Below are 16457 nucleotides of genomic sequence, written 5' to 3' on the forward strand. Positions count from 1 at the left end.
TAAATCTCGTCTGCCATCTGATGTGGTGAGGGTTATTAACAGCGGGAGTATCAGCCATGAGCGTTCAATTTATTGGGATGATCGGCCATCGATTAGCCTCGGAGACTATTGCGCCCACTGGGCCAGTGTTTGATAAGCAATATATTGCCGACTTCGCAAAAGCCCACGAAAATGCCGGATTCGACCGAGTTCTGGTGGCCTATGGGTCCGATCAACCCGATGGTTTTCTGGTGACTGCTCACGCAGGCGCCAGTACCTCGAGAATTAAATTCCTGCTGGCTCATCGCCCAGGATTCGTTGAACCGACGCTTGCCGCACGCAAGCTGGCAACGCTTGATAACCTCCTCGACGGGCGTTTGGCAGTGCACATCATCAGCGGAGGCAGTGATGCCGAGCAGCGCCGCGACGGAGATTTCCTCGACAAAGCCCAGCGCTACGCCCGCACCGAAGAGTTTTTGCAGGTGATTAAAAAGAGTTGGTATTCGGATAAGGGCTATAACCACCGGGGCGAATTCTATCAGGCTGAAAATGCCTTCACGCAGATAAAACCCCACCAGCCTCGTTTACCGATTTACTTCGGTGGGTCCTCTGATGACGCTATCCGCGTGGCCGGGAAACACGCCGACGTGTTCGCACTTTGGGGTGAACCGCTCGCCAGCGCGTCCGAAACGGTCAACGCGGTCAAGGCAGAGGCTGAGCGCTATGGCCGTGAGGTAGGCTTCAGCATTTCATTCCGCCCTATCTTGGGTCGCACCGAGGAAGAAGCATGGCAAAAGGCTGAAATCATACGCGCCCAAGCCAAGGCCCAGCTGGAAAAGAACGGCGTGAACCTCGGTCAGGCCAAACCACAGAGCGTGGGAGCTCAACGGCTGCTCGATGCGGTAGCGAAAGGCGATCGTCTGGATAACCATCTCTGGACCGGTATCGCGGCGCTGGTCGGCGGCAGCTCGAATTCGACCGCGCTGGTCGGTACGCCGGAACAAGTCTCGGATGCGCTGCTGAAATACTACGACCTCGGCATCGAGACTTTCCTGATACGCGGCTTTGATCCGCTTAATGACGCCGTGGAATACGGGCGCGAACTTATTCCTCTCACGCGACAGAAAATTGCCGCACACAAACAGCAGGCGTTAAAGGAAAGTCTTCCGGCTGCGCATGCAGAATGGTAATGGGAACACGAATGATATCTTTAGGTTATCGACTCGCTGGACTGAGTCTGTTGGCGGCACTTTCACTCTCATCGCTGACCGCTCACGCGGCAGAAATCACACTGCGTATTGCGGATCAGAAAGGCAATATGCGCGCCCAGCTTGAGGCCGCTAATAAGCTGCAAAATTTGCCCTATAAGATTGAATGGTCTGAGTTCCCCGCCGCTGCCCCGCTCGCCGAGGCGCTTAACGCGCAGGCGGTGGACATTGGTGTGATTGGCGATGCGCCGCTATTGTTTGCCGAAGCGGCCGGTGCGCAAGTCAAGGCGATTGCCGTCGATAAGTCAGACGCTTACGGCACGGCGCTTATCGTGCGCGCCGACAGTCCGATTCACAGCGCCGCCGACCTGAAAGGCAAAAGCATCGCCACCAACAAGGGATCGATTGGCCACTTTGTCGCGCTAAAGGCCTTAGCCTCTGCGGGCCTCACCGCCAAAGATGTGACCTTCAGATTCCTTCAGCCGAGCGACGCCAAACTGGCGCTGGTGCAGGGATCGGTTGACGTCTGGGCGACGTGGGAACCTTACACCGCCTTTGCCGAAACGCAGGACTCTCTTAAGGTGGCGGTAAACGGACGCGGATTGTGGTCGGGCAACAGCTTTATCGCCGCGACCGACCGCGCGCTGAATGACAAGCAAAAACGCGCTGCCATTGCCGACTATGTGCAGCGACTTGCCGAGGCACAGGTGTGGGCGCACCAGCATCTGGATACTTACAGTCAGACGCTGTCGAAAATCATCGGCTTCCCGCCTGAGGCCGCCAGGCTGTCCTATGGGCGCAGCAACGCCCGCTGGCAGTCGCTCGATGACAAGACGATTGCGCAGCAGCAGCAGACCGCCGATTTTTACCAGCAGGCGGGATTATTGCCGGTAAGAGTTGACGTTAAAGGGACATTTGATCGGAGTTTTATCATTCAGTAATGGCCTTAAATGGCCATTGTTTTAGGTTTCTTTTTTTGGGCAAGAGTGTGTGGCGTGTTTGCTGGGCGGCTGCCCTGGACCTGCTTTTTAGGTCAAAGGCACGCGCCTTGCGCGCTGGGCGCGTGCCCTTGACCTAAGAAATTAAATTCAAACCCTAAATTTGATAATCAATCACCACGTCACTGTCGTTCTGCGGCTGTTTAAAGACTTTCTCTTTAATCTCATTGATCGACAAACTCTGATTACACAATTCAATAAATCGCCAGACATAGTTACGTTGTAACTGCGAACGCTTGAGGCCCAGCCAAACGGTGTTGGCTTCGAAAAGGTGCTCGGCGTTAATCAGTTGCAGACCCCGGTCACGGTCGGCGTCGAAGGCTTTATCCGCCAAAATCCCGACACCCAGCCCCAGCTCCACGTAGGTCTTGATAACGTCGGAGTCCTGCGCGCTGAGCACGATGTCCGGGTTAAGCCCGTGTTGCTCGAAGGCGCTGTCTATTCTCGAACGTCCGGTAATCCCCTGACGATAGGTCACCAGCGAGTATTCGGCGAGCTGCTGCAAGGTCACCGGCTGCTGGTCCAGCAACGGGTGGCCATCCGGCACCAGGATGGCGTGATGCCAACGGTAATACGGAAACGAGGCGACGGAAGGATCGTTGATGAGCTTCTCACTGGCGATCGCCACGTCGGCCTGACCACTGAGCAACATCGCCAGCACTTCCTGCGGCGAGCCCTGATGCAGCTCGAGACGCACGGCCGGATACACCGAACGAAACGCCTTAATAACCCTCGGCAGACTGTAACGCGCCTGAGTGTGCGTGGTCGCTATGGTCAATACACCCGCATCTTCTTTAGAGAAGATATCGGCCAGGCGACGGATATTTTGCGCTTCATTCAGAATACGCTCGGCGACGGAAAGCAGTTCTTTGCCCGGCTCGGTCAAACCCAGTAACCGTTTGCCGCGACGAATAAAAATCTCAACCCCAAGCTCGTCTTCCAGTTCGCGGATATGACGACTCACCCCCGACTGTGAAGTGAAAAGCATGTTCGACACTTCAGTCAGGTTGTAATTGCATCGCGCTGATTCCCGAATAATTTTTAGCTGTTGGAAATTCACCGTGAACCCCTAATTAGTTATACTTGCCTCTATTGTTACGTCCGTGTAACCAATAGGACAAATACGAAAAAAAAGTTACTTATGCTTTTTACTAATAAGGGTTGTTTCTTTATGCCTTAAACGCGTGAGGATTAGGCCGGTACTGGCGTGACTACCGGTTGTCCGCTGAAATGGGCGTTCAAGTTCTCGAGCACCTGTTTCATCATGTTTGACATCGCCTCGGGAGAACGCCCCGCGACGTGAGGCGTAAGCACCAGATTCCCGGTGATGCCTACCAACTCTTCCGGCACCTCAGGCTCACCGGCAAGCACGTCAAGCGCCGCGCCAGCGATAGTGTGATTATTCAGACTCTCGATCACCGCCCGCGTATCAACCACCGTGCCGCGCGCAATATTGATGAGATATCCCCGTGGCCCGAGTTCGCGTAGCACCTCGGCATCAATCAGATTGAGAGTCTCTTTCCCTCCCGGTGTCGCCACGACCAGATAGTCTGCCCAACGCGCCAGTGACTGACGGCTGTCAAAATATTGGTACCGGCTGTCTGCCACAGGACGGCGATTGAAATACCCTACCGGCATATCGAATCCTCCGGCGCAGCGATGAGCAATCTGCATACCTATATTGCCCAAACCAATGATGCCCAACTTTTTGCCAAACATGCCGGGGGTTACGATGCGCGAGCGCGCCCACTGCCCGGTGCGCACGCGATGGTCGAAGTCGGGAATATTGCGAGTGATGGCCAGCATCAGTGCCAAAGTGTGGTCGGCAACCGCTGAATTATTGGTACCGGGGCCGTGCGTCACCTGAATATTACGCGCTCTGGCAGCCGCTATATCAATCTGTTCAAAACCCACGCCCTGCGCGCAGATAATCTCGAGTTTGGGCATCGCGTCCATCTGCTCGGCGGTGAGACCAATTGAACCCACGGTCAATACCGCGCGAATTTTTGCCGCGACATCGGCTGGCAGATTATTACGGTCTTTCGGCGTCAGTGCGAAATGCAGCGCAAAACCTGCGGCCTCATAGTGGGCCGGAAACCCGGCGTCCATCTCAAAATGACATAATAAATCGATTTTCATGAATGTCCCCCTTCGAAAATAACCGTCAGCAAAAAGGTGCGGTAAATCATTTTGTTGTGCACCCGATTGCGAGCAACTTCGCGTCAAAAATAGACAGGAAAAAAAGACTTAGCAGGCTATTAACTATCCTGTAACAACCTCAACTTGTACAGGATTTCGCCCAAAACATCTGTTTCAAGGTGCGTTTGTAAAACCAGCGTCTACACTCCAACTATGCGCTTTGCAGATTTCTTGCTTGTTTACTCTCCTGGAGAACTATCAACGATGGCCAAAGCCCCACCCAAAAAAGTTGTTAAACCCACGGCTTCAGTTACCCCTCCTATCAAACCTCAGGCGCAGGTCGATGTTGAAGTTACCGAGCAGGGTGTCCGCCTGATCCATCCCTACAGCGATGGTGAATTGGTTAAAAATTTCGACAGCGGGCATAAAACGCGCGTCCGTGAGGGACTGCCAGTGCCTCTGGGCGCAACCTGGGACGGCCTCGGCGTAAACTTTGCGCTGTTCTCGGCGAACGCCACTAAAGTAGAACTTTGTCTGTTTAATGAAGAAGGCGAAGAGTATGACCGCATCGAATTGCCGGAGTATACCGACGAGGTCTGGCACGGTTATCTCCCCGATGCCCGGCCCGGCATGCTCTATGGTTACCGCGTTCACGGGCCTTATGCCCCGCACGACGGACACCGTTTTAATCCCGCCAAGCTGCTGTTAGACCCTTATGCCAAGCAGATTGTCGGCGATTTAAAATGGGACGATGCCCTGTTTGCCTACGACATGGAAAGCGACAAAAAAGACCTGCATTTGGATGACCGCGACAGCGGACCCTTTTTACCGAAGTGTCGGGTTATCGATCCGGCGTTTTCATGGGCGCGCTCGCGTAAGAACCCGGTTCCCTGGGAAAAAACCATCATTTATGAGACGCACGTTCGCGGTTACACTATGCGCCACCCCGCCGTGCCGGAGCACCTGCGCGGCACCTTTTCGGCCATGACCACCCCACAGATTGTCGATTACATTAAATCTCTCGGCGTGACTTCGATCGAACTGATGCCTATTCATGCATTCACCGACGACCGTCATTTGCAGGAAAAAGGGCTGCACAACTATTGGGGCTACAACACGCTAAGCTTCTTTGCGCCGCATCCTCAATATATGGCAACGCACACCATCAACGAATTCAAGCAGATGATAGCCACCCTGCATGCCGCTGAAATCGAGGTTATCCTCGACGTGGTTTACAACCACACGGCGGAGGGCAACGAGCTTGGCCCAACGCTTTCTTTTAAAGGCATCGATAACGCCAGTTATTATCGTCTGATGCCGGAAAACAGGCGCTACTACATCAATGATACGGGCACTGGCAATACGCTGAACCTCAGCCATCCACGCGTGCTGCAAATGGTGACTGACTCCCTGCGCTATTGGGCGACCGAGATGCAGGTTGACGGTTTCCGCTTCGACCTTGCCACCATTCTTGGCCGCGAAAGTTACGGTTTCGATGAAGGCTGTGGGTTCCTCGACACCTGCCGTCAGGACCCGATACTGAGCCAGTGTAAGCTGATTGCAGAGCCCTGGGACTGCGGGCCGGGCGGCTATCAGGTCGGTGGTTTTCCTCCGGGATGGGTGGAATGGAACGACCGCTTCCGCGATTCGGTACGAAAATTTTGGCGCGGCGACGAAGGACAGCTGGCCCAGTTTGCTACCCGTCTTTCCGGTTCGGCCGATATTTTCAACCATCGTGGGCGCAAACCTTACGCCTCGGTCAACTTTATTACCGCGCACGACGGTTTCACCCTCAATGACCTTGTGTCCTATCAGGACAAGCACAACGAAGAGAACGGGGAAGACAGCAAGGACGGAACCGACAACAATATTTCGGCCAACTATGGCGTCGAAGGCCAGACGGACGATCCTGCTATCAATGAACTCAGGCTTCGGCAGATGCGAAACATGTTGGCGACGCTGTTTTTCTCGCAGGGAACGCCAATGTTGCTGGCCGGCGACGAGTTTGCCCGCTCGCAGAACGGCAACAACAATGCCTACTGCCAGGACACGCCAATTGCGTGGGTTAACTGGAATATCGAGGACAAAGGGCGTTCACTCATCCTCTTCACCTATCGGTTGATTGCCCTGCGTGCCAGGTTTCCTATTCTGCATCGCGGTCGCTTCCTGACCGGTCAGGTGCATGAAAAACTGAATGTTAAAGACGTCAGTTGGTTCCAGCCGAATGCTGAAGAGATGAATGACGAAGCCTGGGGAGATGCGCACGCCAAGAGCATTGGTATGTTGCTGGACGGGCGCGCTCAGCCTACCGGTTTGACTCGCTATGGTTCACTGAGCACGGTACTTCTCCTGTTTAACGCGGCTCACGAGGACGTGGTGTTCTCGCTGCCTTCCGTGGCACACGGCGAAAGCTGGCGGCATATTCTCGACACCTACCAACCAGACGACATCAACGAGCGCAACTTCGAGTTTGGCAGTCAATACACCTGCCCATCACGCAGCGTGGTGCTGTTTGAATTGATGAGTCTGCCTAAATAACGTCCCTCTTCGAGCGAGCCCCTTCAACGCCCGGTTAGTACAACGGGCGTTTACAGATTGCCGTGCATCAACCACGCCTTGAGCCCGAGCGCATCGTGATAATGCGAGTAACCGCGCGGCCCACCGGTTATCACCATCAGGACGTCCTGCCCCTTGATGCGGGTATAGATAATCAAACAGTGTCCGGCCTGATCGGTATAGCCGGTTTTCTGTAGCACAATATTCCAGGTTTTATTGTTAATTAGCCCGTCAGAACTGCGATACACCAGCTGGCCGTGCCCCGGATGCACCACATCGCGTTTATCGGTCGAAAGCTGGCGGATAAGCGCATAGCGGTACGCGTGCTTGGCCATAATCGCCAGGTCATGCGCCGAGGCGGTGTTACGCGGGGTTAATCCGGTCGGATCGTAAAAATGCGTGTGGGTCATGCCATAGGCTCGCGCTTTACGATTCATCTGGCGAACAAAAGCACGGCGGCCGCCGGGATAGTAGCGACTGAGCGCGGCAGCGGCACGGTTCTCTGAAGACATCAGCGCGATGTGCAGCATGTCCTTGCGCGACAGCACAGAACCTATCGTTAAACGTGAATGCGTTAGCTTGAGCAAGTCTCTGTCGGCGGGCGTAACGGTGATTTTTTGCTTCAGCGACTGGTGGCTGTCGAGCACCACCATCGCGGTCATCAGCTTGGTTAGCGAGGCTATGGGGTAAGCACGGGTGGCGTTCTTTTGATACAGCACGCGACCGTTGGTGGCATTCATGACCAGTACCGACCGTGAAAGCATAGGGGGATAAACCTTGGCCGAGGCGCTGTAGGAAGTGACACACAGCAGGCTAAACAGCGGAACGGTGAGACGGGCAAATCCTGAACGAACAATGCGGGAAAAAAATGACATAACAACCATAAGACGATTAAAAATGAATTAATGACTTCAACAACTCAGAGACCAACCAGCCGCATTCCTGAAGACGATGCAGGAGATCGTTTTATTGACGATACGCAGTAAAGCTCTCCCTGACGCCAAATAGTGCCCAACTTGGCAGAGGTGACCAAAAGGTAAATTGTAAAAAAATCGTTGCATAGGGACGACAACCCCGCAGAATCAGGACTTTGTGTACCACTTTTAAGACACATCTTAGAAATAGCCAGTTCAGTTTACTTAACATCCGCAGTGGGATTCAAAACAAGACGTCGAGCCCCGGCAAAATACGCTCTCACAGGGGCTTGAGTCATGACAAGAATACGCAGGCTTGTAGAGATGGGTTACTTTTATTTCTCGGCTTTGCGCAGATAGGCTTTGAACTGCGGGGTCATGGTAATTTTGAAGCCGTCTTTTTCCTTAGTGATCAAATACACCGCAAGATGCTCTTTTTCGGCCAACGCCAGGGCTTTTTTAGTACCTAACACCATCAGGCCAGTATCCCAGCCGTCGGCCTCGAGTGCAGTCGGTGCAATCACCGTTGCCGAGACCAGTTTGTGGGTAATAGGGCGTCCGGTTTCGGGGTCGATGATGTGCGAGAGGCGCTTACCGTCCAGCTCATAGTAGTTGCGATAACTGCCCGAGGTGCTTATCCCCATCCCCTGCAGGTCAACAATGGCCTCCACCGCATCTTCTTTGTCGGTCGGTTTCTGGATAGCAACCTGCCACGGTTTGCCTTCAGGGTTTCTGCCGCGAGAAACGACTGCGCCGCCCACGGAGACCAAATAGTTGCTGACACCGTTGCCCTCTACCAGTCTCGCAAGGTGATCGGTGGCATAACCCTCGCCAACGGTTGAGAGATCAACGTACATATTGGCTTTGTCTTTCTGCAAATAGTCTCCGTCCACGGTCTCGATGACCTTGAGATGCGAAAGCCCAATCTCGGCCTTGGCGGCGTCTATCTGCTCCTGGGTTGGCATCTTGACAGGCTCTTTGGTCGGGCCAAATCCCCAAAGATTGACCAGTGGGCCGACGGTAATGTCCATCTCGCCACCGGTCTTTTTGCCGATGCGCAGCGCAGTGACAATGGCGTCGGCCATGCCGGAGCTGACAGGCTGCGGATCGGTACCGTTATATTGGTTAAAGCGCGAAAGAACAGAGTCGTTCTTATAGGTTGAAAGCTCGTGGTCGTCTTCTTTCAGCTGGTCTTCAATCTGTTTGCGCAACTCCGGTTCGCGGCTTTTATCCAGCCCGACCATGCTGACGCGATAGTAGGTGCCCATGGTTTGACCGGAGATAACGACTGCCGACAGGCTTGGGCTGTTGGTTGGACCGCAGGCGCAAAGCAGCGCAGTTCCGCTCAGAACAAGAGAGGCAGGCAAAAGGTGGCGATTGAACAGCATGTAAACTCACTTAGCAAAACGCAGGGTTAACATAGGGATAAATTAGGTAGGGCCAAGAGTATACAGTTTTTGTTAAACCCTGCGTTAACGGTGCCAACGCTTAAAATGTTACTTCCCGATTGTTTAATTTAGATTTAACGACTGTGTTTGGCGTGCCTTTCCCAGTTCTCCTGCTTAGCCTGAGGCGATTTTTTAAGCGCGACATAGCAGGCTCCTGCCCCGCCGTCCTTGCCGGTTGCCACGCTGAAAGCCTGCACCTCGTCAAGCTGCCTGAGCCATTTGGCGAGATAGCTGCGCACGATATTGGCATGGCTCTCGTCATGCCTGCCACGGCCGTGAACGATCAGCAAGGTGCGTAGATTCTGCGCCTGTGCCTGCAGAAAAAAGCTAAACAGTTCCTGACGACAGGTCTCGACCGGTTTGCGGAGAAGGTTAAGGCTGGCTTCGAGCGGATATTTCCCCTGACGCAGCTTATCCAGGACGCCCTGCTGCACGCCCGCCTGCTTATATTCCAGCGGTTCGGCGCAGTCGATGACGTCAAGAAAGCCGGTAGTCAGAATATTTTCAGGTTCAGTTACGTCCGGCGTCTGAGGCCGTGCCGCTTTTTGATGGTTTTTGAGGTAAACCACCTGATTGTTATCTGAGAGTTTGTGGACGCCGGCCATTTCCTGTGAAAACAGAAAATCATCATTTTCATCATCATTTTTCATCGTCACCCTCCCGACGTTTTATTAGATTTTCACGTTCTCAAACCTGGCCGGCACCCTGAAGCGGTGACGGTCAGGCTTAAGAACTGAGTGTATAGAAAAAAGTGCAGGCTGCAATATCCTGCCCGACCGCTCTCACCGCTTCAAAGATAAGAATCATATAACTCCCTGTTCCACAGTCTGTTATTTATCGCTCAAAAAAATGGCTTATTGATTTAGGGCTATACTTAGGCCCTGGAGTGGAATAATTCTGATGCTTGGTCGTTTCTGTTTCCATTCATTTTGAGGAGAAATGATGCCGTACCTTGATGACAATCTGGTTGTATTTACTGACCTCGACGGATCGCTGCTAGACCACCACAGCTACGACTGGCAGCCAGCGCAGGAATGGTTGAACACACTGAGTGCGGCGAAGGTTCCGGTGGTTCTAACCACCAGCAAAACGGCGGCCGAGGTCGCAGAACTCCAGAGAAAGTTAGAACTTACTGAGGTACCTTTCATTGCCGAAAATGGTGCGTTGATAGGTTTGCCAGACCGTTGGCAAAAGCACGAATCGTCGACTTCGGGGCACATTATTGGCGCCGCTTACGAAGACATTCGTCATGTTCTGGTCGCGTTACGCCAGCGCTACGATTTTGAATTTCGCGGTTTCGGTGACGTTAACGCCCAGCAGGTGATCGACTGGACCGGGCTTCCGCTTGAGAATGCCAAACTGGCCATGCAGCGCGAAGCCTCTGAACCGATTATCTGGTTTGGTAACAGCCTCGATTTCTCCCGTTTCGAAAAATATCTGCATCAAGAGAAACTGGCTCTTACGCGCGGTGGTCGCTTCTGGCACGTGATGGGGGCCGATGCAGGGAAAGGCCCGGCGGTGAAATGGCTGAGCGACTGCTACGCAGAGAGGGCCGGAAAACCCGTTGTTAGCATCGCACTCGGCGATGGCCCCAACGATATTGGCATGCTTAATGCTTCAGATTATGCGGTGGTCATTCGAGGTCACCATGACCATAAAATGCCAGTCAAAGAAGGTGTAAACGTATTTCGCACCGAACAATACGGTCCCGAAGGCTGGAAAGAGGGACTGGACCACCTTATCGACCGTTAACAGATTCACGTTTTGCCCTGTGTGGTTTTTTTGATGTTCTTTTAAATAAATTGAGGATGCCTATGAGCGAATTTTATCAGGACGGTATCATTACTAATTTTCACAACCTCACGAAAAGAAAATTAGAAGAATTAGAATACGATCTGCAGGTGTTCTCGGGTCGACGCTCGATGGGGCTTATCCTCCCTTCTCTGTTCTCGGAGCTTGAAGGGCCGGCGTTGAGCAAGATTGTTGACGAGTTGACCAAGGTTCCTTACCTGGAAGAGATTGTCATTGGTTTAGATCGCGCAGACCGCGATCAGTTTCTATTTGCACGCGAATTTTTCTCTCGCCTGCCACAACGTCACCGTATTTTGTGGAACGATGGCCCACGCCTGAAGGCGATCGATGAAGAGTTAAAGAAAGAGAACCTTTCGCCAATGGAACCGGGCAAAGGCCGCAATGTGTGGTTTTGCGTCGGTTACACGCTCGCTTCGCGCCGTACCACGGTGGTCGGCCTGCATGATTGTGACATCGTCACTTATAGCCGGGACATGCTGGCTCGCCTGATGTATCCGGTCGCGAACCCTAATTTCCACTATGATTTCTGTAAGGGCTATTACGCGCGAGTGGCTGACGGTAAGTTCAACGGCCGCGTGGGACGCCTGTTGGTGTTTCCACTGCTGAAATCGCTGCAAATCGTTTATGGAAACTCCGAGTTTCTCGAATACCTGCGCAGCTTCCGTTATCCCCTCTCCGGCGAATTCGCTATGCGTACCCACGTACTCAACGATTTGCGCATTCCGAGTGACTGGGGTCTTGAGATTGGCGTGCTGTCGGAGCTGCATCGCAATACGGCCACCAAGCGCATCTGTCAAGTCGATATCGCCGATAACTATGACCACAAACATCAGCCAATGTCTGAAGATGACGCGAGCAATGGCCTACAGCGCATGAGTATCGACATTACCAAGGCACTGTATCGCAAGATGGCGATTCTGGGCGTGCCGATCACCAGCGAATCGTTCCGCATTCTCAAAGCCACCTACTATCGCAACGCGTTGGACATGATTGACGGCTTCGAGCATGACGCGCGAATGAACGGCCTGAAGTTTGACCGCCACAGCGAAGAGTCGGCGGTTGAGCTGTTCTCAGGGGCAATCATGGAGGCCGGTTTGGCATTCGTCGATACGCCGAGTGAAAAGCCGTTTATTCCGAGCTGGAGCCGCGTTCAGTCGGCGTTCCCGGACATGCTGGAACGTATTCACGATGCGGTAGAAGAAGACAACAAAGGTAACGTTTAAGATAAAACCGGGCGTCACAGGATTTATTGTGACGCCCTACTGCTTAATAGATTTATCCGTTCACAATTTTATTACATTATTCTGCCGCAATTAATCAGCGATAAATTAATAGTCATAATTTCTGCGCGTACGGTATTGTGACCCGCTGATTTAAAACCCTATTTGATTAAAATTAATTTCAGCCGCCAGCGGTCAATAACTCCCACGAGTTATTTTCGCCATTTCACCTGCACTTATTGACACATTTCCTGCTTATGGCCTGTCAAAAATAACATTGCAATAACATCAATCCGTATTAGTACGAAATAACCGACAAACCTAAAATGTTGGCATAGAATTTGATTTCACAGCGCGTGAAAATCACAACTTACTGAATAAAATGAATTTTAAATTAACGTCGCGCCTGCACTTATTTTGCCCGACCTGTTTACTCCGCCTGCAAAAATCGATCAACCTTTGCTCCAACCCGCGTTCCCGGGATGCAAAAAAATTGACGTAAACGAGACTCTTTTTATATATTCGCCTAAGAGTTCTGGCCGAAATGACCGCTTATTTGTCGTTAGATCAAAAAATATTTATAAAAAACCCCTTAAAAATCGTGGTTTTTAACTAAATACCTCTTTCGGGACAAAACTTACACTTATCACTCATTGCAAAAGATGTTAAAATTGACGCATATCAATATTGCGAGAGCGAAACCTATGATCCCGGAAAAACGTATTATTCGGCGTATCCAATCTGGTGGTTGTGCAATTCACTGCCAGGATTGCAGCATCAGTCAGCTGTGTATTCCCTTCACTTTGAATGAGCATGAGTTAGACCAACTCGACAACATTATCGAGCGTAAAAAACCGATTCAAAAAGGGCAGACTCTTTTTAAAGCCGGTGACGAACTCAAGTCTCTCTATGCTATCCGTTCCGGCACCATCAAGAGTTACACCATCACAGAACAAGGTGACGAGCAGATTACCGGTTTCCACCTCGCGGGTGACCTGGTTGGCTTTGACGCTATCGCGGGTCTGCAACACCCAAGCTTTGCTCAGGCGCTTGAAACCTCAATGGTTTGCGAAATACCTTTCGAAACGGTCGATGATCTTTCTGGAAAACTGCCAAAACTGCGTCAGCAAATGATGCGGCTGATGAGCGGCGAAATCAAAGGCGACCAAGATATGATCCTACTGCTTTCCAAAAAGAACGCGGAAGAGCGCCTGTCGGCCTTTATCTATAACCTTGCTCGCCGTTTTTCACAGCGCGGCTTCTCGCAGCGCGAGTTCCGCCTGACGATGACGCGCGGCGATATCGGTAATTACCTCGGCCTGACCGTGGAAACGATCAGCCGCCTGCTCGGGCGTTTCCAGAAATCTGGCATGCTCAGCGTAAAAGGTAAATACATTACGATTGAAGACCATAACGCGCTGTCGGTGCTGGCCGGAAACCCTATTTCGCTGGTTTCGTAGCTGCGCTTTCGGGCACCCTGCCCGAGGCGTCAAATACCGGATCAATAATTTGTCTATTTTATTGATTTACTTTATTGATCCGGTTCAATTTATCCTCTGTTCTGTTTGTCCATCCTGGTTTACTCTATAACTATAACGCGGGCTCTTTTCGTCCATCGATAAGGCGACAGCTTAAGCGTTTGCATTTGGCTTCTCTTTTGCGTTCTCTTTTAACGGGTTTTGACTTTCCTTGAGAAAATGGCGCCCTGTGCGCTTTCAATCACAGATGTTAAGGAGGCTCCTTTGGCCAAGTATCAGAACCTTCTGGTCGCTATTGACCCCAACCAGGATGACCAGCCGGCGCTACGTCGCGCGGTCTATCTTGTTCAACGCAACGGTGGGAAGATCAAAGCCTTCCTGTCGATCTATGATTTTTCCTACGAAATGACCACCATGCTGTCCCCTGAAGAACGCACCGCCATGCGTCAGGGTGTGATAAGCGAAAGAAGCGCATGGATTGCAGAACAGTGCCACTACTACGTCGAAGCAGGCATTCCTATCGACATTAAAGTGGTATGGCACAACAAACCCTTTGAAGCCATCATTCACGAGGTCCTTGCCGGACAGCACGACCTGCTGTTGAAAATGGCCCACCAGCACGACCGCCTCGAGTCCGTCATCTTTACGCCTACCGACTGGAATTTGCTGCGCAAATGCCCTTGTCCGGTGTGGATGGTTAAAGACCAACCTTGGCCGGAGGGCGGTAAAGCGGTGGTTGCCGTCAACCTGTCGAGTGAAGAGCCCTATCACGACCCGCTGAACATTAAATTGGTCAAGGAAACCCTTGAGGTCGCCTCGCACGTTAACCAGACCGAGGTTCATCTGGTGGGTGCCTACCCCGTAACCCCTATCAACATTGCCATCGAACTGCCTGATTTCGACCCTAGCGTTTATAACGATGCCATTCGCGGTCAGCACTTGATTGCCATGAAAGCGTTACGACAAAAGTTCCAGCTAGACGAGAAATACACTCACGTTGAAAAAGGACTGCCTGAAGAAGTCATCCCCGATCTGGCTGAGCATTTGCAAGCCGGCGTCGTAGTCTTAGGGTCGATTGGCCGCACGGGACTGTCTGCCGCGTTTCTCGGCAACACTACCGAGCAGGTTATCGATCATTTGAAATGCGACCTGCTGGCGATTAAGCCCGACGATTTTGTCTGCCCTATTTCTCTCGAAGAGAGCGGAGCAAATATCAAGGATACCGACGCCGAATAGCGTTTTCGGTTAGGTTTGGGCAATAAAAAAGCCAGTCATCGCGACTGGCTTTTTTTATCTGGAAACTACAGCATCGCTTAGAGCGCGCGCAGGATCCCTTCGACACTCTCTTTGGCATCACCAAACAGCATCTGCGTGTTCTCTTTAAAGAACAGCGGGTTCTGAACGCCAGCGTAACCGGTGCTCATAGAACGCTTAAACACGATAACGTTTTGCGCTTTCCACACTTCCAGCACCGGCATACCGGCGATCGGACTGCGTGGGTCTTCCTGCGCGGCTGGGTTAACGGTGTCATTGGCACCGATAACCAGCACCACGTCGGTGTCGCTGAAGTCGTCGTTGATTTCGTCCATCTCGAGCACGATGTCGTAAGGCACCTTCGCCTCAGCCAACAGCACGTTCATGTGGCCTGGCAGACGTCCGGCCACCGGATGAATACCAAAGCGCACTTTCACCCCTTTGGCACGCAGTCGAGCCGTAATATCCTGAACCGGATACTGCGCCTGCGCCACCGCCATGCCGTAGCCAGGGGTGATAATGACCGAGGAGGCGTTTTTCAGCATATCTGCCACGTCTTCCGCGTTAATTTCACGATACTCGCCCATTTCCTGGTCATCGCCAGTCGAGGAGCTGTCGGTACCGAAACCACCGGCAATAACGCTGATAAACGAACGATTCATCGCCTTACACATGATGTAAGACAGAATCGCACCCGAAGAACCGACCAGCGCACCGGTCACGATCAGCAGGTCGTTGCTCAGCATGAAGCCTGCCGCCGCTGCCGCCCAACCTGAGTAGGAGTTCAGCATAGAAACGACAACCGGCATGTCTGCACCGCCAATTGACGAGACCAGATGCCAGCCGAAAGCCAGCGCGATGACGGTCATAATCAGCAGCGCAAACACCTGTGTCCCCACGCTTTCAGCACGGACAAACACGACGAGCAGCAGGAATGACACCACCAGCGCCGCCAGATTCAGCTTGTGACGATGCGGCAGAGCCAGCGGTTTTGAAGAAAAAATACCGCGCAGCTTACCGAACGCAACAATAGATCCGGTGAAGGTCACAGCACCGATGAAGATACCGAGAAACACTTCGACCAGATGGATGTTTTCCATCACTCCGTCCATCGGCACTGCGCCGTGGTCGAGATAGCTGTTGTACCCCACCAGCACCGCAGCGAGACCGACAAAGCTGTGCAAAATCGCAACCAGTTCCGGCATTTGAGTCATTTCGACTTTACGTGCCAGATAGATGCCAATAGCGCCGCCGATAACCATAGCCAGAATAATCCAGCCAACGTGACCGGAGTCAGGGCCAAGGATGGTGACGATAAGCGCGATCGCCATCCCGGTCATGCCAAAGATATTCCCCTGCTTGGACGTCTCATGCTTGGACAGTCCCGCAAGGCTGAAAATAAACAGAATAGCGGCAACAATGTATGCAGCTGTAACTAAACCCCCAGACAT

The 16457-nt window shown here is 52.5% G+C and carries 13 protein-coding genes; 7 read left to right on the forward strand and 6 right to left on the reverse strand.

Going from position 1 to position 16457, the window contains the following annotated elements; all coding sequences use genetic code 11:
* Nucleotides 1-56 precede the first annotated feature (56 nt).
* Nucleotides 57-1169: an LLM class flavin-dependent oxidoreductase gene (locus BS640_RS04560; protein WP_017493120.1), complete on the forward strand. Its 1113-nt coding sequence runs from the start codon at nucleotides 57-59 to the stop codon at nucleotides 1167-1169.
* 11 nt (nucleotides 1170-1180) lie between these two features.
* A complete protein-coding gene (locus BS640_RS04565) occupies nucleotides 1181-2128 on the forward strand; it encodes an ABC transporter substrate-binding protein (protein WP_017493119.1) in 948 nt (315 codons plus the stop codon).
* A gap of 154 nt (nucleotides 2129-2282) precedes the next feature.
* Here the strand turns inward: BS640_RS04565 and cbl are convergent, their stop codons facing one another.
* Together cbl and BS640_RS04575 are read right to left on the reverse strand one after the other, a co-directional pair.
* Entirely contained in the window at nucleotides 2283-3245 is a 963-nt protein-coding gene (cbl, locus tag BS640_RS04570) for an HTH-type transcriptional regulator Cbl (protein WP_026110698.1), read from the reverse strand.
* 131 nt (nucleotides 3246-3376) lie between these two features.
* Nucleotides 3377-4324, reverse strand: a complete 948-nt coding sequence (locus BS640_RS04575) for a 2-hydroxyacid dehydrogenase (RefSeq protein WP_084912068.1) — start codon at nucleotides 4322-4324, stop codon at nucleotides 3377-3379.
* A gap of 264 nt (nucleotides 4325-4588) precedes the next feature.
* On the opposite strand from BS640_RS04575, the gene glgX reads away from it, so the two are divergent.
* The gene (gene glgX / locus BS640_RS04580; protein WP_084912069.1) at nucleotides 4589-6862 is read left to right on the forward strand and encodes a glycogen debranching protein GlgX; all 2274 of its coding nucleotides are present in this window, start codon (nucleotides 4589-4591) and stop codon (nucleotides 6860-6862) included.
* A gap of 50 nt (nucleotides 6863-6912) precedes the next feature.
* Here the strand turns inward: glgX and BS640_RS04585 are convergent, their stop codons facing one another.
* The 3 genes from BS640_RS04585 to smrA form a co-directional block, all read right to left on the reverse strand.
* A complete protein-coding gene (locus tag BS640_RS04585; RefSeq protein WP_026110722.1) occupies nucleotides 6913-7755 on the reverse strand; it encodes a serine hydrolase in 843 nt (280 codons plus the stop codon).
* A 374-nt stretch (nucleotides 7756-8129) separates the two neighbouring features.
* Entirely contained in the window at nucleotides 8130-9182 is a 1053-nt protein-coding gene (gene apbE / locus BS640_RS04590; RefSeq protein WP_084912070.1) for an FAD:protein FMN transferase ApbE, read from the reverse strand.
* Between the two features lie 134 nt (nucleotides 9183-9316).
* On the reverse strand, nucleotides 9317-9892 hold the full coding sequence (gene smrA, locus BS640_RS04595; RefSeq protein WP_017493263.1) for a DNA endonuclease SmrA: 576 nt from the start codon (nucleotides 9890-9892) through the stop codon (nucleotides 9317-9319).
* 292 nt (nucleotides 9893-10184) lie between these two features.
* Here smrA and BS640_RS04600 point away from each other — a divergent pair, with 292 nt between their 5' ends.
* From BS640_RS04600 to uspE, 4 genes are all read left to right on the forward strand, one after another.
* Entirely contained in the window at nucleotides 10185-10994 is an 810-nt protein-coding gene (locus BS640_RS04600) for a mannosyl-3-phosphoglycerate phosphatase-related protein (protein ID WP_017493262.1), read from the forward strand.
* Nucleotides 10995-11056: 62 nt separating this feature from the next.
* Nucleotides 11057-12277, forward strand: coding sequence for a glycosyltransferase family protein (locus BS640_RS04605; protein ID WP_084912071.1), 1221 nt, complete (start codon nucleotides 11057-11059; stop codon nucleotides 12275-12277).
* 701 nt (nucleotides 12278-12978) lie between these two features.
* Complete coding sequence (locus BS640_RS04610) at nucleotides 12979-13734, forward strand: FNR family transcription factor (protein WP_017493260.1); 756 nt, start codon at nucleotides 12979-12981, stop codon at nucleotides 13732-13734.
* Nucleotides 13735-14016: 282 nt separating this feature from the next.
* Nucleotides 14017-14988 (forward strand): universal stress protein UspE, encoded by a 972-nt coding sequence (gene uspE / locus BS640_RS04615; protein WP_017493259.1) that lies wholly within the window; start codon nucleotides 14017-14019, stop codon nucleotides 14986-14988.
* 77 nt (nucleotides 14989-15065) lie between these two features.
* Here the strand turns inward: uspE and pntB are convergent, their stop codons facing one another.
* On the reverse strand, nucleotides 15066-16457 hold the full coding sequence (pntB, locus tag BS640_RS04620) for a Re/Si-specific NAD(P)(+) transhydrogenase subunit beta (protein WP_017493258.1): 1392 nt from the start codon (nucleotides 16455-16457) through the stop codon (nucleotides 15066-15068).

It is taken from the genome of Rouxiella badensis (assembly GCF_002093665.1).
Lineage (GTDB): Bacteria > Pseudomonadota > Gammaproteobacteria > Enterobacterales > Enterobacteriaceae > Rouxiella > Rouxiella badensis.